Here is a 16,814-nt window from a genome sequence, read left to right on the forward strand (position 1 = left end):
CCATTCAGAAGGGATCCCGCCGATGACGTGGACCGGCAGCCGCACAGACACCGCGAGAACGCTGACGATGCACCCCACGGGCGCCGCGCTCTCGTCGATCGTCTTCCGACACGTCGGCGCGCAGATCGCGGAGGGAGTGATGCCGCCCGGAGTCCCGATCGAGGACCGCATCATCGGCGACGAGTTGGGAGTGTCTCGGACACCTGTCAGGGAAGGGCTGCAACGACTGGAGCGGATCGGACTGGTCGAGTTCTCCCCCGGGCGGTTCACGCGTGTGACACCGCTGACCGCGCAGGATGTCCAGGACTGGTACGCGTTCGCCGGAACCCAGGTCGTCGCCCTGATCGATGCCGTCATGGCGAACCGCGAGGAGTCGATCCGCATGCACGCCGCGAGCATCGTGGACGAGGTGGCACGCTGCGTCAATGAACCCGAGCGCTTCACGCGCTCCTACCTGACTCTGTACGACTACCTGCTCGTACACGGCGGCTCGTCCGTGCACCGCACCATCCTCGGCGAAACCACGTTCGCTCTCGCGCGGGCCCTTCGCGCCGGGACCCACGACGCCGACTCGAGCAGGCACACCGCTCAGCACCTCCGATCCCTCGGAGACGCCCTCCGTTCCGGCGACAGGGACCTCGCCGTGAATACTGCCCGCGCCGTCCATCTCACCCTCGCGCGTGCACCGGAGAACGGCCGGAGAACCCCGTGAGTTCAGGGGATTTCGAGTAGGGCGGGCGGGACTTGAACCCGCGATCGTTGGGTTATGAGCCCACTGCCTTAACCAGCTTGGCCACCGCCCCGTGAGCACCAGCCTATCGGGCGCCGCCGGTCAGACCGGCTTCGCGTCGGCGTGCGTACGCAGGTGCTGCAGGTAGATGTCGGCGTTCGCGATGAGTCCTGCGCGCTCCTCGTCGCTCAGCGCGCGGCGCACCTGCGCCGGTACACCGGCCACCAGCGATCCGTCCGGTACCTCGGTACCCCCGAGGACGACCGCACCACCGGCGATCAGACACCCGGATCCGATCACCGCACCGCTCAGGATCACCGCACCCATGCCGATGAGCGAGCCGTCGCCGATCGTGCAGCCGTGCACCACGGCGTTGTGGCCGATCGAGACCTTCGCCCCCACTCGGACGGGATGGCCGGAGTCGACGTGCACCGAGACGTTGTCCTGCACGTTGCTGCCAGGGCCGATCACGATGGCTGCCGAATCGCCGCGCAGGACGGCGTTGTACCAGACGCTCGATCCTGCAGCCAGCGAGACGTCTCCGATGATGCGTGCGCCGTCGGCGACGAATGTGGCTTCGGAGATCGACGGGGTCTTTCCCTGAAGGGCGAGGACGGATGCTCCGGCGGCGATGCTCATGAGGCGAGACTACCCTCACGCCCCCGGATTCCCGCGTGATTCCGGGCCACTAAGCCGAGCCTTCGCTTGCTTGCGGAATGTTCTGAGCTGAGTAGCGTTGTGTTCATCAGGTACGAAGAGACCACTCCGGAGGAGTCAAGATGAGCAAGGCACAGACCGTTTCCACCACCGCCAGCGACCCGACCGTGGCAGCTGCAGCGGCACAGTTCCTCTCCCCCGTCGTCCTCGGACTCCAGGCGCTCACCGTCAACGGCAAGCAGGCTCACTGGCACGTCCGCGGAGCCAACTTCGTCGGTGTCCACGAGCTGCTCGACACGATCGTCGCCCACGCCGGTGACTTCGCCGACACGGCAGCCGAGCGCATCGTCGCTCTGGGTCTTCCGATCGACGCCCGCATCTCGGCCGTCGCTGCCAAGGGTGGCGCTAGCTCCGTGCCCGCCGGCTTCACCCAGTCCGACGAGCTCGTGCGCGCCGTGATCTCCGACATCGACACGATCCTGGTCGACGTGAAGGCCGCGATCGACGGACTCGACGAGGTCGACCTCACGAGCCAGGACGTCGCGATCGAGATCATGCGCGGCCTCGAGAAGGACCGCTGGTTCCTCGTGTCGCACATCGCAGCCTGACGATCTTTCACCGACGAAGGGCACCGGGTCCGCCCGGTGCCCTTCGTCGTGTCAGCCGGTCTGCGAGGCCGTGAGTCGGGTCCGCCCGGCGCTCAGACCGTGTGAGTGACCCGGCCGTCGACCAGCGTCGCCACCACCGGCATCGCCCGCAATGCCGCTCCGGATGCCGCGAGCGGATCGGATCCGCACAGTGCGATGTCCGCGGGCTCCCCCGGACGCAGCGCCGTCCGCACGCTCGCCTGGAGTGCCTGAGCGCGAGTGAGTCGCTCCTCGGGGTGCCACGGCTCACGCTCGTCATCGGTGCGGGTCACGGCGGCAGCCATCGCCTGCCACGGATCGAGGGCCGCGACCGGAGCATCCGACCCGAACCGCAGCTCGACACCGGCATCCCGCAGCGCGCCCAGCGGGTACCCGATCGACGTCTGCCCCTCCCAGTGCCGCCCGACGATGTCGCGGTCGTCGAGCGCGTGCTGAGGCTGGACGCTCGCGATGACCCCGAGCCGCGCGAAGCGGGCGAGGTCCGCGTGCCGGACCAGCTGCGCGTGCTCGATCGTCCCGACCGCGCCAGAGAGGGTGAACGCGTCGAGCGCGGCCGTCACCGCACGGTCGCCGATCGCATGCACTGCCACCGCGAGCCCGGCGCCTGCAGCGGTCGTCAGCAGCTCGGACAGCTCCGCCGGCGGCACCGTGAGGACGCCGAAGTTCTGCGGATCGCCGGGATAGGGATGCGAGCACGCCGCAGTCCGCGTGCCGAGCGACCCGTCGCTGATCACCTTCAACGGCCCCACTCGGATCAGGCCACGGCCTGCCTCGGGAGAATCAGGGTCCTGGTGCAGCTCACCCGTCTGCAGTCCGGCGCCGATCGCGCGCTGCAGGTCGAACGGATAGATCGCGAACTCCACGCGATGAGACGCGAAGCCCGCGGCGATGCGCCGCGGCCAGGCGTCGGCGTTCCATCCCATGTCGAAGTCGACGAGGCCGGTGACCCCGCGGGACGCCGCACGCTGCCCTGCGGCCGCGACGGCGCTGTCCTGACGAGCGGGGTCGACGTCGTTCAGTCGTCGGGAGATCTCGAACGCATCCTGCTCGCGCAGCATCCCGTCCGGACTCGCGAACCCTTCGAGCCGAAGCGCGGCGGAGTTCAGCCAGGTGCTGTGCACGTCTGCGTTGATGAGATACGTGGGCACCGATCCGGTCGCCGCATCGATCAGGTCGAGGCTGGGCGCGTCGGGCCACAGCGCATCGCGGAAGCCACTGCCGACCTTGCGACCGTCCGGCAGCGGCGCGGCGGCCGCCATGATTCCGGCCGCCTCAGCAGCCGACGCCGCGCCCCCCAGTGCGACCCGCTCGGTCGCGAGCGCCCACTGGACGGTGTGCACGTGATTGTCCCAGAGCCCGGGGATCGCCCACGCGCCCTGCCCGTCGAGCACCTCGCCTCGCGAAGGCAGCGCGCCGACGGGGGCGATGTCGCTGATCCGCCCGTCCTCGATGAACACGTCGACGGGCTCGTCGTCCATGAGGAACTCGCTGCCGGGGCCCGAGATCCGCACCGCCTTCAGCGTGCCGACCACGCCGCCGATCTCGGTCACCGCCCTGCTCCCGGGCGGGCGTCCCTGGCACGACGCATCTCGGCCGCAAGGGCGGGCTGGGCGTACGGGCCGTCGCCCTCGAGCGCGGCGATCACGGTGTCGACCGTCTCGGCGGGCTTGTTCTGGCTGAGTTTGCGCTTCGCGACCACACGTGTGGGCGTCAGCCGGAACCCGACCGTCCCCGCGGCGAGGCGGCTGACGAGTGCGGGATCATTGGGTCGCTCCCACATCCGCCGAGGCTCGGGCAGTCGACCCTCGAACCGATCGACGAGACGATCGAGCACGGCGAGGTTCTCGTCGTCGCTGAGGATCTCGGGGACGCCGGACAGGTGCACGGCGATGTAGTTCCAGGTCGGGACCGCTTGCACGTCGCCATACCAGCCGGGCGACACATAGCCGTGGGGACCCTGGAAGACGACGAGGAGCTCACGCTCCCCCAGGCCGTGGATGAGGTCGTCCGGTCGCCCGACGTGCCCGACGATCGTGAGGTCGTCGCGGCTCTCGTCGAGCAGCACCGCGTAGTGCGAGGACACGAGTCCGTCCTCACCGGCACTGACGATCGTCGCCCACGGATTGCTGTCGATGGTCCGGCGGATCTCGGTCACATCCGCAAGCGTGAAACTGGGGTTCTGACGCATCCTCTCAGCCTATGCGCAGGGTCACGCCTGGCAGCGCGGACACCAGTAGAGCTTGCGGGCGCCGATCTCCTCGAGCGCGATCTCCGTGCCGCACACCCGGCACGGCAGACCGGCACGGTGATAGACCCAGTGCCGATCGTCGCGACTCGCCATCGCCGCGCGGTAGGCCTCGGCTGAGAGGTCGTCCATCGTCATCATCTGGCCGGTCTCGACCCCGATGGCGAGCAGCCGGACCCAGTCGTGCCAGAGGGCGCGCACGACATCTTCCGGCACGTCCCGTCCCGGCGTGTGCGGATTGAGCCGCTGTCGGAACAGCATCTCGGCGCGGTACACGTTGCCGATGCCGCTCACGACGGCCTGGTCCATCAGGAGGAGCGCGATCACCGTCGGCTTCTTGCGCACGGCCTGGACGAATCGTTCCTCGTTCTGCACCGGGTCGCCGACGAGCGGGTCAGGGCCGAGCTTCGCGACGCTGGCCAGCATCTCGTCCGTCGTCTGGAGGACGCAGGCCGTCGGGCCGCGCAGGTCGGCCGCGGTGATGTCGGTCATCAGGCGCAGGCGCACCTGCCCCACGACAGGCGGCGGCCACTCGGCCCCTTCGTCGGCGAGTCCTTTGGTCTGCTCCGACATGCGCACATGGACGCGCGTGCGACGCGGTGCCCCGATCGAGGAGAGCGAGTTCTCGCCGGCGTCGTCGAGGATCTCATCGTCGACGACGGTTCCGCGCTGGTTCGTCTGTCCCATCCGACCGTTGGCCGAGGCGATCGTCGGGTCGACCAGGATCTCTCCCGCGAAATCCCAGGCCCCGTAAAGCCCGAGGTGCACGCGCAGCCAGATGTCGCCCTCGGCTTCGAGGAACATCTGCTTGCCGACGGCATGCACGCTCATCGCCTCTCGCCCGTCGAGCACGGCTGCACCCTCGGCGAATCGGCCCTGCGGGCTGGAGGCGGACATCACCTTGCCGACGAAGTTCCGATCGAACTGTCGCGCGATCCGGTGGACCGAATGCCCCTCGGGCATCTCAGGCCCGCGGATCCGGGAGGAGGGAGCCGTCGCGTTCGAAGTCCGCGATCTGGCCGATGCGGCGCACATGCCGCTCATCCTGCGAGAACGGGGTCGCGATGAAGGTGTCGATGAACGAGGTGACCTCGTCGAAGGTGTGCTGCCGTGCGCCGATCGAGATCACGTTCGCGTCGTTGTGCTGACGCGCGAGCTCGGCCGTCGACGTGTTCCACACGAGTGCGGCGCGGACTCCCTTGACCTTGTTCGCCGCGATCTGCTCGCCGTTGCCCGAGCCCCCGAACACGACACCCAGCGTCTCGACGCCTGCTGCCTGGTCGGCGACGACCGCCTGGGCGGCGCGGATGCAGAACGCGGGGTAGTCGTCGAGGGCGTCGTACTCGATCGGTCCGTGGTCCACGACGTCGTGACCGGCGCCGCGCAGATGGTCCTGCAGCTGCGTCGAGAAGTCGAGACCCGCGTGATCGGTGGCGATATGGATGCGCATGCGCTCAATCCTAGAAGTCTGCAGGGACAGCGGGAACTCAGGGAGCCACGCCGGCCGCGGCGGGCTTGAAGCCGGCTCTGACGTTCTCGCAGCAGCCGGGGCGGCACACGTCGAAAGCGCCGGGCAGCGGCGTCACATGGGGGCGCTCCTCGTTGGGGCGGCCTTCGAGGCGCTCCACGATGAGATCGACGATGCCGGTCACGAACGACGGCGCGACGCCGGGCGTCGGCGTGCGCGTGAAGGCGAGACCCGCCTCCTCCGCGGCCTCGGCGGCCTCGGTGTCGAGGTCCCAGAGCACTTCCATGTGATCGCTCATGAATCCGACCGGGACGACGGCGACGGCCTTGCGACCCCGCTCGGGGAGCTCGCCGATGACATCGCACACGTCGGGTTCCAGCCACGGCTGCGAGGCGGGGCCGGAACGGGACTGGTACACCAGCTCCCACGACACGTCGGATGCCGCGGGGATGCTCTCCCTGACGCGGTCCATGACCCACGCGGCGACCGCGAGATGCTGAGCGGCGTACGCGCCTCCCTCGCCCCAGTCGATGTCGCGAGCGCCGGAGCGCTCGGCATCCGCGGTCGGGATGCTGTGCGTCGAGAACAGGATCTGGATCTCGGCGGGCTCGATGCCCTGGTCGAGGAACGCCTGCACGGCGTCACGCACGCCGGTCTCGAACGACTCGACGAAGCCGGGGTGGTCGTAGAACGGGCGGATCTTGTCGATCGTCACCGTCTCGCCGAGGTCGGTCTCCTGAAGCACACGCGCGAAGTCCTCACGGTACTGACGGCAGCTCGAGAAGGAGCTGTAGGCGCTGGTGGCGAAGGCGAGCAGCGTCGTGTTGCCGTCGGCCGCAGCCTCGGTCACGACCTCTTCGAGGTACGGGCTCCAATTGCGGTTGCCCCAGTAGACCGGCAGATCGATGCCGCGACGGGCCAGCTCACCTTCGAGCGCCTCCTTGAGGATGCGGTTCTGGCCGTTGATCGGGCTCACGCCGCCGAAGTGCCGGTAGTGATGCGCGACCTCTTCCAGACGCTCGTCGGGGATGCCGCGGCCGCGGGTCACGTTGCGCAGGAACGGGATGACGTCGTCCTGGCCCTCGGGCCCTCCGAACCCGGCGAGAAGGATGCCGTCGTACGCCGTGGGCGTCGACACATAGGGTGCGCCCTGGGCAGCGGCGGGAGAGGCAAAGAGGACGTGGTTCGGCTCGATCGCGGTCACCCCTCCATCCTTTCACCTTCCTGACGTGAGACAGGCCGCCGTGCTGGCGTAGGCTGTCATGGTTGCCGTGGGCGCCAACTGCGCTGGGTTGCGGCAGCATCCCCTCACCCCTGGGAGTACAGCTGTGCCTGGAGAGAACCTCACCCGCATCGAAGCGCAGGAGCGCCGTGACGTCATCGACACCCAGTCGTACGAGGTCTCGCTCGACCTGACGAAGGGCGCCGAGGTCTTCGGCTCCCGCAGCGTCGTGCGCTTCACCGCGACGCCGGAGAGCTTCACCTTCATCGACCTGATCGCCCGCGAGGTCCGGGAGATCTCGCTGAACGGCGAGCAGCTCGATCCCGAGCAGGTCTTCGCCGACTCGCGCATCGCGCTGTCCGGCCTGCAGGCCGAGAACGTCCTCGTGGTCGATGCCGACTGCCTCTACACGAACACGGGCGAGGGACTGCACCGCTTCGTCGACCCCGTCGACGGCGAGGTCTACCTCTACTCCCAGTTCGAGGTGCCGGACTCTCGACGCGTCTTCGCCGTGTTCGAGCAGCCCGACCTCAAGGCGACGTTCCAGTTCACCGTGACCGCGCCGGCGTCGTGGAAGGTCGTCTCCAACTCCCCCACGCCCGAGCCCATCGTGCATGACGACGACACCGTCGCCACCTGGGGCTTCGAGCCGACGCCGCGCATCTCGTCGTACATCACGGCGCTCGTCGCCGGTCCGTACGAGTCGACCTTCTCCGAGCTCACCAGCGCCTCCGGCCGCGTGATCCCGCTCGGCGTCTACGGTCGCAAGAGCCTGTGGCAGCACCTCGACGCCGACTACATCTTCGACAAGACGCGCGAGGGCTTCGCGTACTTCGAGTCGAAGTTCGGCGTGCCGTACCCGTTCGCGAAGTACGACCAGCTCTTCGTCCCCGAATTCAACGCAGGAGCGATGGAGAACGCCGGGGCCGTCACGTTCACCGAGACGTACGTCTTCCGCAGCAAGGTGACCGACGCCGTCAAGGAGCGTCGCGTCGTGACGATCCTGCACGAGCTCGCGCACATGTGGTTCGGCGACCTCGTCACCATGAAGTGGTGGAACGACCTGTGGCTGAACGAGTCGTTCGCCGAATGGGCGTCGACCATCGCGACCGCCGAGGCGACCGAGTGGACCGAGGCGTGGACGACGTTCAACGCCATGGAGAAGACCTGGGCGTACCGCCAGGACCAGCTGCCCTCGACCCACCCCATCGTCGCCGAGATCAACGACCTCGAAGACGTGCAGGTGAACTTCGACGGCATCACCTACGCGAAGGGCGGCTCGGTCCTCAAGCAGCTCGCGGCCTGGGTGGGCATCGAAGCGTTCTTCGCCGGCGTCTCGCAGTACTTCCAGAAGCACTCGTGGGGCAACACCGAGCTCAGCGACCTGCTCACCGAGCTCGAGGCCACCAGCGGCCGTGATCTCAGCACCTGGTCGAAGAAGTGGCTCGAGACCGCGGGCGTGAACACGCTCGAGCCGGTCATCGCCGAGGACGCCGACGGCACGATCTCGCGCTTCGCGGTGACGCAGACCGCGCCCGCCGACTACCCGACGATCCGCCCGCACCGTCTCGGCATCGGCTTCTACAATCTCCAGGACGGCGCTCTCGTGCGCACGCACTACGAGGAGGTCGACGTCGACGGCGACCGGACGGAGGTCCCCGAGCTGCACGGTCACAAGCGCCCCGACCTGGTGCTGCTCAACGACGAGGACCTCGCCTACGCGAAGATCCGTCTCGACGAGCGCTCGCTGGCGACCGCGATCGCTCATCTGGCCGACATCAGCGACCCGCTGGCCCGTTCGCTCGTCTGGGGTGCGGCCTGGGATCAGACCCGCGACGCCGAGACCGCCGCGTCCGACTACATCGACCTCGTGCTCGGCAACATCGGACGCGAGACAGAGTCGACGACGGTGCGCACCACCCTGGCGCAGCTGCGCACGGCCGCGACCCTCTACGTCAGGCCCGAGGCGCGCCTCGCCGCGCGACAGAAGGTCGCCGACGGCCTGTGGAACCTCGCGGAGTCCGCGGATTCGGGCAGCGACAGCCAACTCCAGTTCGTGACAGCCTTCGCGAACGCCTTGGTCACGCCCGAGCACGCCGGCATCGTCGGGCGGCTGCGCTCCGGCGAGGAGACGCTCCCCGGACTCGAGATCGACGCCGACCTGAACTGGCAGCTGCTGGTCGGTCTCGCCACGATCGGCGCCACGGATGCCGGGGCCATCGACGCGGCCCTCGCCGCCGACAACACGTCGAAGGGCAGCGAGTTCGCTGCCCAGGCTCGCGCGGCCCTTCCCGACTCCGCGTCGAAGAAGGCGGCCTGGGCGTCTCTCATCGAGCGCGACGACGCACCCAACACGATCGTGCGCTCGGCGGCCCTCGGATTCGTGCATCCGGCCGGTGCCGAGGCGCTGCGCGAGTTCGTACCCGCGTACTTCGACATGCTGCTGCCGATCTGGGAGTCCCGCACGTACCAGATCGCCCAGTACCTGATCGTCGGGCTGTTCCCGACCGCGATCGCCGACGTCGAGCTCCGCGACGCGACCCGCGCGTGGCTGTCGGCCAATCAGGATGCCGCTCCCGCGCTGCGCCGACTCGTGCTCGAGAACCTGGCGGACGTCGAGCGGTCGCTCGCGGCCCAGTCCCGCGACGCGGAGGACTGAGACCCGTTCCGAGATCAGGCCTCTGCGTGGTGCGCTCAGCCCGCGCAGAGGCCTGATCGCTACTCTGGAGGGGATGATCGTGCCATTCGATACCACTCCTCCCCCTGTCGTGACCGAACTGCCCAAATGGTGGGCTGACATCCTCGGCGTGCTCACCGTCGTCGGGGGCAAGGCGATCCAGGTCGCCATCATCATCGCGTCCTGCGTGCTCATCGCGCTGGTCCTGCGCGTGGTGATCCGCCGCGTCGTGCACCGCATCGTCGATACGGCCAAGAACAAGGCCGCGGTCGACGACACGCAGGCTCTGGAACGTTCGCCCCTCGCCGACATGCGCCTCGTCCAGCGGACGCGCACCCTCGGCACGATCCTGCAGAACATCGTCAACGTGATGCTCGTGGTGATCGCCGCCGTCCTCGTGGTGAATGCCCTCGACAACAGTCTGATCGGCTCTCTCACCCTGCTCACCGCCGCTGTCGGTGCCGGTCTCGGCTTCGGTGCGCAGAACATCGTCAAGGACGTTCTGAACGGCATGTTCATCGTCGCCGAAGACCAGATCGGCATCGGCGACGTCGTCGATCTGGGCCTTGCCACCGGTGTCGTGGAGTACGTCAGTGTGCGCATCACCCAGGTCCGCGACGTGAACGGCACACTCTGGTACGTCCGCAACGGCGAGGTGACCCGGATCGGGAACATGTCGCAGGGCTGGGCGCGCGCCATCATCGACCTCGGCGTTCCCGTGGATGCCGACCTCGACAAGGTCGAGCAGATCATGCTCGACACCGCGCAGGGCCTCGCCAAGGATCCGAAGTGGCGTACCCGCATCATCGAGAAGCCGGAGCTCTGGGGGCTCGAGTCGGTCGGCGGCGACGCCCTCGTCGTCCGCCTGGTCATCAAGGCCCGTGCCAACGCGAAGGACGACGTCGCCCAGGAGCTGCGCAAGCGCCTGCGTGCGGCCATGATCGAGAACGAGATCTCCGTCCCCAGCATGACGACCGTGATCCCCACCGGACTCGACGGCGCCCGACGTGTCCGCGGCGCCAACCCGCCCAAGACGCGACCGAACGCCGTCACCGGCGTCCCGGTGATCCCTGATCGCGGGATCTGGCGCCGCAAGAAGACCAATGACGACGGAGGTCCGCAGAAGTGACGTTCTACGACGAGGTCGGCGGTCGCGAGACGTTCGCGAAGATCGTCTCGGTCTTCTACCGCGAAGTGGCTCTCGACCCGGTGCTCAAGCCCATGTACCCGGAAGAGGACCTCGGGCCGGCCGAGGAGCGCCTCCTGATGTTCCTGGAGCAGTACTGGGGCGGCCCCACCACGTACGGCGAGACCCGCGGTCACCCTCGGCTTCGGATGCGGCACATGCCCTTCCATGTCGATCCCGACGCGCGCGACAGGTGGCTCCGTCACATGCGAACCGCCGTGGACGAGGCGCAGTTGTCGCCACTGCACGAATCGACGCTCTGGGACTATCTCGAGCGCGCCGCGTATGCCATGGTGAACTCATTCGAGCCGTCCGGCATCGGCACTCCCTCGGCAGGACGCCCGACGCTCGAGACCCGATCACGTCAGGAATCAACGGAGAGCACATGACGACCACGCCCCTGTCTGCAGATGTCCTGGTCATCGGATGGGGACTCGCGGGTCTCGTCGCCGCGAGCGAGGCACTGGAGGCAGGGCGCCGAGTCATCCTGGTGGATCAGGAGCCGCGTACGAACCTCGGCGGACAGGCATGGTGGTCTTTCGGAGGACTCTTCCTCATCGACTCGCCCGAGCAGCGCCGGATGGGCATCCGAGACTCCCTGGCTCTCGCGACGCAGGACTGGTTCGGCACCGCCGGTTTCGACCGGCCGGAGGATCACTGGCCGCGGCGCTGGGCCGAGGCGTACCTGGAGTTCGCCGCGGGTGAGAAACGCGCCTGGCTCCGTGAGCGCGGCGTGAGCTTCTTCCCCGTGGTCGGCTGGGCCGAGCGAGGGGGCTACGGAGCTCTCGGCCCCGGCAACTCGGTCCCGCGTTTCCACATCACCTGGGGCACCGGCCCGGGGGTCGTCGCCCCGTTCGTCGCCGCCGTGGAGCAGGGCGAACGCGAGGGCCGGATCACGATCCTGCCCCGACACCGGGTGACCGAGCTGGTCACGACGGACGGCGCCGTGACGGGCGCCCGAGGCGACATCCTGGAATCGAGTCCGGCCGCACGCGGCGTCGAATCGTCGCGCGAGACGATCGGCGAGTTCGAGATCACCGCAGGCGCGACGATCGTGTCGTCGGGCGGCATCGGCGGCAATCACGACCTCGTACGCGCCGCCTGGCCCGAGCGCCTGGGCACTCCCCCGGCGCAGATGCTCACGGGTGTGCCCGCCTACGTGGACGGGTCGATGCACAGCGTCGCCGCCGCCGCCGGTGCGCGGCTGATCAACGGTGACCGTATGTGGCACTACGTCGAAGGCATCAAGAACTGGGATCCCGTGTGGCCGTCGCACGGCATCCGCATCCTTCCCGGTCCTTCCTCCCTGTGGCTGGACGCGACCGGCAGGAGACTTCCGGTGCCGCTGTTCCCCGGCTTCGACACGCTGGGTACCCTGGCCCACCTGCGCGCGACCGGACACGACCACTCGTGGTTCGTCACCTCCCGGCAGATCGTGGAGAAGGAGTTCGCGCTGTCCGGCAGCGAACAGAATCCCGACCTCACGGGCAAGGACGTCGGGCTGCTGCTGAAGTCACGACTCGCCAAGGGGCCGACGGGGCCGGTGCAGGCGTTCCTCGACGAGGGCGAGGACTTCATCGTCGAGACGGACCTCGAGTCGCTGCTCGAGCAGATGCAGCGCCACCCCGGCGGCGAGGTGCTGGACATCGATCACGTGCGACGTGAAGTCGTGGCCAGGGATCTCGAGATGGACAATGAGTTCACCAAGGACGCGCAGATCGGGATGCTCCGCTCGATGCGCGGGTATCGGGGCGACAAGCTGATCCGCACCGCCGCTCCGCATCGGCTGCAGGATCCGGCTGCCGGCCCCCTCATCGCGGTGAAGCTCCATGTGCTCACCCGCAAGTCGCTCGGGGGGATCACCACGGATCTCGACGGCCGCGCCCTGGGCAGCGACGGAGAGCCGATCCCAGGCCTGTACGCAGCCGGCGAGGCCAGCGGCTTCGGCGGCGGCGGCGTGCACGGCTATCGCGCGCTCGAGGGCACCTTCCTCGGCGGATGCCTCTTCTCGGGACGTCAGGCAGGACGCGCCGCGGCGCGCTGACCGGGGGCGCGGGACCTGCGTCTCGCTCTCCGCCTGTTCGCCCGCCCGATCACCCTCCGACGGGTCACTCGCCGGTGGTGCCGGTTCCTCGCACTGCGGTCAGCCCGGTCGCGACCGGTCCGCGAGCGAGGACGTGTCCCCGACGGAACGCGAGGCGTGTCCAGCGACCCGACCTCATCACGGGGACGTCCTCCTCGCCGGAGATGAATCCGAAGGCATCGGCCGCGAAGGCGACCCCGCGCGGCAGGCCGCCCAGGTCGTCGTCGGGTTCGCCCCAGATCGCGGCCCGCAGAGCGCGCACGGCTTCCTCGCCCGCGCCCGGCGTCGCCCCGCGCGCCACCGCGCTGATTCCCCACTGGGCCCGCTGCGCGATGACCGAGGCGGGAAGCGTCGACTCCGGCTGCCAGGCACCGCGGGGCGGCGCGACGCCCGCCCACGCCGGTGAGAGCCCGGTGTCGGGCAGGGTGAGCGCGAGGGGGTCGTCGGTGGGTGTGAGTTCCGAGACGACGATGTCGCATTCCAGTTCGGGGTCCGCGTGCACGATCCGCATGGCCAGCACGGTCGGCGTCTGATCGAACAGTCCATGCGGGGCGAGGGCCGCGCCGGTGAGCGCGAGAACGCCCTGCGCGGCCTGCAGCCGGACTCCCTCGTCGGAGATGCGCGTGGCCCGCCCCAGGAAGGTCAGGACGTCCTTGGACGTCTCGGGATCGGCGAGGAGGAGCTGGTGGGGCACACCCTCTAAACTAGCAATGCAAGCGGCGCTCGCAGTCGCGGGAAGGAATCCATGACCCCCGACGCACACGCGATCCGCACCGTGGAGCAGTTGCTCGACGTGCTCGATCTCGATTCGACGCAGGCACGGACCACCGAGGACATCTTCACGGGCTCCTCGCACCCGATGCCCTCCGGCCGGATCTACGGCGGTCAGGTGCTGGCCCAGAGTCTGCTCGCTGCGGAACGGACGCTCCCCGAGGACCGCGCCGTGCATTCGATGCACGGCTACTTCCTCCGGCCCGGCGATGCGAGCCAGGGCATCACGATCGCCGTGGACCGGATCCATGACGGTCGTTCGTTCTCGACGCGCCGATCGCAGGCGTATCAGAACGGCGTCCCGATCTTCTCGATGATCGCCTCCTTCCAGGATCACGGCCCCGGTGTGGAGCACGCGGCGGCGATGCCGGATGGGGTGCCCTCTCCTGAGTCCCTTCTCCCCGACGAGGAGCGAGTCGAGGGGCTCCCGCCCGGAGTCGCGCGGATGCTGAGCGATCGCGCCGCCGACGTGCGGCATGTGGAGTCGCCGCTGTTCCTGCCGAGCGACGATGCGAAGGTCCCTCAGCAGGGCGTGTGGATGCGGCTGCGTGCCCCGCTGCCCGATGACCAGCGCGTGCACAGGGCGGCTCTCGCGTACCTGAGCGACATGACGATCCAGGAGTCGATCCTGCGGGCTCACGGGCTGCACTGGAGCCTCCCCGGCCTGAAGGTCGCGAGCCTCGACCATGCGATGTGGTGGCACCGCCCTGCCCGCGTCGACGAGTGGCTGCTCTACATGCAGGAATCGCCGAACGCGCGCGGTGGTCGGGGCCTCGCGCAGGGCCGTATCTTCACCAGGGACGGCGACCTCGTGGCATCCGTCGCCCAGGAGATCATGGTGCGGGTTCCGACCTCGGAGTGACGGGCCGCGGCGCCGCCTGCGAAGCGGCGATCACGCCCGCGAGCCGGCGCTCGCGCCTGCTCGTGCTGGACGCGAACTCGGGATCTGTCAGCGGTGCGAGTACTCGATCGACGGACCGACGTACGGCTCCCACGCGTCGCGCATCTCCGGGGTGAGCCTCGTCGGCCGCCCCGTCTGAGCGTCGACGAGCACGATGATCGCGGTGGAGCGGGCGTAGATGGTGCGCGGCTCGGCCTCGGGGTCGTTGTGCACTTCGTAGCAGACCTCCACGCTCGATCCGCCGAGCTTGCCGAACCACATCTGCACTTCGAGCGGCCGACGCTGGTAGGGCACCGGGGCGAGGTACTCGATCTCCTGGCGGGCGATGAGCGTGAGGACGCCTTCGTCGATACCGGAGTCGAGAACTGCTGTGGACGGTGCCTGCTCACCGGGCCCCGCACGCCAGAACGCGCGCACGCGCGCCTCCTCGAGCAGCTTCAGCATCGAGGTGTTGTTGACGTGGTTGAACGCATCCAGATCGCCCCAGCGGAGGTGGATCGGGATGTGCAGGCGGGGTCCCGGTGTCAGGTCGGACATCGGATGCTCAGTCGCGGGTGAGCTTGCGGTGCGTCGAGCGGTGCGGCTTCGCCGCGTCCGCGCCGAGGCGCTGGATCTTGTTCTCCTCGTATGCCTCGAAGTTGCCCTCGAACCAGTACCACTGGTCGGGCTTCTCGTCGGTGCCCTCGTAGGCGAGGATGTGCGTCGCGATGCGGTCGAGGAACCACCGGTCGTGCGTGATGACCACAGCGCAACCCGGGAACTCGAGCAGGGCGTTCTCGAGCGAGCTGAGGGTCTCGACGTCGAGGTCGTTGGTGGGCTCATCGAGAAGCAGGAGGTTGCCGCCCTCCTTGAGCGTCAGCGCGAGGTTGAGACGGTTGCGCTCACCACCGGAGAGCACACCGGCCTTCTTCTGCTGGTCCGGTCCCTTGAAGCCGAACTTGGAGACGTACGCGCGCGACGGGATCTCGGTCTTGCCGACGGTGATGAAGTCGAGTCCGTCAGACACGACCTCCCACAGCGTCTTGTCGGGGTCGATGTTCGAGCGCGACTGGTCGACGTAACTGATCTTGACGGTCTCGCCGATCTTGAGGTCTCCCCCGTCGAGCGGCTCGAGGCCCACGATCGTCTTGAACAGGGTGGTCTTACCCACACCGTTCGGGCCGATGACGCCGACGATGCCGTTCGGCGGCAGGTTGAAGCTGAGTCCATCGATCAGCGAACGGCCGTCGAAGCCCTTCTTGAGGTTCTTCGCGTCGATGACGATGCTGCCCAGGCGAGGACCGGCGGGGATCTGGATCTCCTCGAAGTCCAGCTTCCGGGTCCGCTCCGCCTCGGTCGCCATCTCCTCGTATCGGGCCAGACGCGCCTTGGACTTGGTCTGGCGGCCCTTCGCGCTCGAGCGCACCCACTCCAGTTCCTCCTTGAGGCGCTTGGCGAGCTTGGCGTCCTTCTTGCCCTGGATCTCGAGGCGTTCGCCCTTCTTCTCCAGGTACGTCGAGTAGTTGCCCTCGTAGCCGATCAGCCGGCCGCGGTCGACCTCGGCGATCCACTCGGCGACGTGGTCGAGGAAGTACCGGTCGTGGGTGATGGCGATGACTGCACCCTTGTACGCCTGGAGGTGCTGCTCGAGCCACAGCACGCTCTCTGCGTCGAGGTGGTTGGTCGGCTCGTCGAGCAGCAGCAGGTCGGGCTTCTGGAGCAGCAGCTTGGCGAGTGCGACACGACGCTTCTCACCACCGGAGAGCGGTGCGATCGCCGCGTCGCCCGGTGGGGTGCGCAGTGCATCCATGGCCTGCTCCAGCTGCGAGTCGAGGTCCCAGCCGTCCGCGGCGTCGATCTCCTCCTGGAGGGTTCCCATCTCGGCGAGGAGAGAGTCGAAGTCCGCGTCGGGGTCCGCCATCAGCATGGAGATCTCGTTGAAGCGGTCGACCTTCGCCTTGATCGCGATGCCGTCCTGGACGTTCTCCAGCACCGTCTTCGTCTCGTCGAGCTCGGGCTCCTGCATGAGGATTCCGACCGAGTAGCCGGGAGCGAGCTTGGCCTCGCCGTTGGACGGCGTGTCCAGGCCGGCCATGATCTTGAGGATCGTCGACTTACCGGCGCCGTTCGGACCCACCATGCCGATCTTGGCACCGGGGAGGAACGCCATCGTGACGTCATCGAGGATGAGCTTCTCGCCCACCGCCTTACGTGCACGAACCATCGAGTAGATGTATTCCATATGACC

General features: G+C 68.4%; 16 protein-coding genes and 1 tRNA gene. 7 read left to right on the plus strand and 10 right to left on the minus strand.

The genetic code is table 11. The features are described from left to right. Nucleotides 1-22 precede the first annotated feature (22 nt). Nucleotides 23-712 (plus strand): GntR family transcriptional regulator, encoded by a 690-nt coding sequence (locus tag ACESK8_RS03215; RefSeq protein WP_372967228.1) that lies wholly within the window; start codon nt 23-25, stop codon nt 710-712. A gap of 17 nt (nt 713-729) precedes the next feature. Here the strand turns inward: ACESK8_RS03215 and ACESK8_RS03220 are convergent. Next, nucleotides 730-803, minus strand: a tRNA-Ile gene (locus ACESK8_RS03220). A 29-nt stretch (nt 804-832) separates the two neighbouring features. Beyond that, complete coding sequence (locus tag ACESK8_RS03225) at nt 833-1,369, minus strand: gamma carbonic anhydrase family protein (protein ID WP_372967229.1); 537 nt, start codon at nt 1,367-1,369, stop codon at nt 833-835. Nucleotides 1,370-1,509: 140 nt separating this feature from the next. Between ACESK8_RS03225 and ACESK8_RS03230 the strand changes: the two genes are divergently transcribed. Further along, nucleotides 1,510-1,995, plus strand: coding sequence for a Dps family protein (locus ACESK8_RS03230; RefSeq protein ID WP_060925928.1), 486 nt, complete (start codon nt 1,510-1,512; stop codon nt 1,993-1,995). Between the two features lie 92 nt (nt 1,996-2,087). Here ACESK8_RS03230 and ACESK8_RS03235 read toward each other — a convergent pair whose 3' ends face one another. From ACESK8_RS03235 to ACESK8_RS03255, 5 genes are all read right to left on the minus strand, one after another. Next, nucleotides 2,088-3,512: an amidohydrolase gene (locus ACESK8_RS03235; RefSeq protein WP_372967288.1), complete on the minus strand. Its 1,425-nt coding sequence runs from the start codon at nt 3,510-3,512 to the stop codon at nt 2,088-2,090. 68 nt (nt 3,513-3,580) lie between these two features. Continuing rightward, nucleotides 3,581-4,222 (minus strand): FMN-binding negative transcriptional regulator, encoded by a 642-nt coding sequence (locus tag ACESK8_RS03240; RefSeq protein WP_372967230.1) that lies wholly within the window; start codon nt 4,220-4,222, stop codon nt 3,581-3,583. A 21-nt stretch (nt 4,223-4,243) separates the two neighbouring features. Then, nucleotides 4,244-5,242 (minus strand): Fpg/Nei family DNA glycosylase, encoded by a 999-nt coding sequence (locus tag ACESK8_RS03245; protein ID WP_372967231.1) that lies wholly within the window; start codon nt 5,240-5,242, stop codon nt 4,244-4,246. 1 nt (nt 5,243) lies between these two features. Then, nucleotides 5,244-5,729, minus strand: coding sequence for a ribose-5-phosphate isomerase (locus tag ACESK8_RS03250; protein WP_372967232.1), 486 nt, complete (start codon nt 5,727-5,729; stop codon nt 5,244-5,246). A 37-nt stretch (nt 5,730-5,766) separates the two neighbouring features. Next, on the minus strand, nt 5,767-6,951 hold the full coding sequence (locus ACESK8_RS03255) for a ferrochelatase (protein ID WP_372967233.1): 1,185 nt from the start codon (nt 6,949-6,951) through the stop codon (nt 5,767-5,769). 124 nt (nt 6,952-7,075) lie between these two features. On the opposite strand from ACESK8_RS03255, the gene pepN reads away from it, so the two are divergent. From pepN to ACESK8_RS03275, 4 genes are all read left to right on the plus strand, one after another. Then, complete coding sequence (gene pepN / locus ACESK8_RS03260) at nt 7,076-9,628, plus strand: aminopeptidase N (protein WP_372967234.1); 2,553 nt, start codon at nt 7,076-7,078, stop codon at nt 9,626-9,628. Between the two features lie 73 nt (nt 9,629-9,701). Continuing rightward, nucleotides 9,702-10,775, plus strand: coding sequence for a mechanosensitive ion channel family protein (locus tag ACESK8_RS03265; RefSeq protein WP_372967235.1), 1,074 nt, complete (start codon nt 9,702-9,704; stop codon nt 10,773-10,775). Next, nucleotides 10,772-11,221 (plus strand): globin, encoded by a 450-nt coding sequence (locus tag ACESK8_RS03270; protein ID WP_060925920.1) that lies wholly within the window; start codon nt 10,772-10,774, stop codon nt 11,219-11,221. The genes ACESK8_RS03265 and ACESK8_RS03270 overlap by 4 nt, the downstream gene beginning before the upstream one ends. Then, a complete protein-coding gene (locus ACESK8_RS03275; RefSeq protein WP_372967236.1) occupies nt 11,218-12,876 on the plus strand; it encodes an FAD-binding dehydrogenase in 1,659 nt (552 codons plus the stop codon). The genes ACESK8_RS03270 and ACESK8_RS03275 overlap by 4 nt, the downstream gene beginning before the upstream one ends. A 64-nt stretch (nt 12,877-12,940) precedes the next feature. Here the strand turns inward: ACESK8_RS03275 and ACESK8_RS03280 are convergent, their stop codons facing one another. Further along, nucleotides 12,941-13,609 (minus strand): hypothetical protein, encoded by a 669-nt coding sequence (locus tag ACESK8_RS03280; RefSeq protein WP_060925918.1) that lies wholly within the window; start codon nt 13,607-13,609, stop codon nt 12,941-12,943. Nucleotides 13,610-13,660: 51 nt separating this feature from the next. Between ACESK8_RS03280 and ACESK8_RS03285 the strand changes: the two genes are divergently transcribed. Next, nucleotides 13,661-14,548, plus strand: coding sequence for an acyl-CoA thioesterase (locus tag ACESK8_RS03285; RefSeq protein ID WP_372967237.1), 888 nt, complete (start codon nt 13,661-13,663; stop codon nt 14,546-14,548). 87 nt (nt 14,549-14,635) lie between these two features. On the opposite strand, the gene ACESK8_RS03290 is transcribed toward ACESK8_RS03285, so the two are convergent. Together ACESK8_RS03290 and ettA are read right to left on the minus strand one after the other, a co-directional pair. Beyond that, nucleotides 14,636-15,124 carry an acyl-CoA thioesterase gene (locus ACESK8_RS03290; protein ID WP_372967238.1) on the minus strand — a complete coding sequence of 163 codons (489 nt, stop codon included), beginning with the start codon at nt 15,122-15,124 and terminating at the stop codon, nt 14,636-14,638. Nucleotides 15,125-15,131: 7 nt separating this feature from the next. Beyond that, complete coding sequence (gene ettA, locus ACESK8_RS03295) at nt 15,132-16,808, minus strand: energy-dependent translational throttle protein EttA (protein ID WP_372967239.1); 1,677 nt, start codon at nt 16,806-16,808, stop codon at nt 15,132-15,134. Between the last annotated feature and the right edge of the window lie 6 nt (nt 16,809-16,814).

It is taken from the genome of Microbacterium sp. (genome assembly GCF_041641055.1).
In the GTDB taxonomy this organism is placed as follows: Bacteria; Actinomycetota; Actinomycetes; order Actinomycetales; family Microbacteriaceae; genus Microbacterium.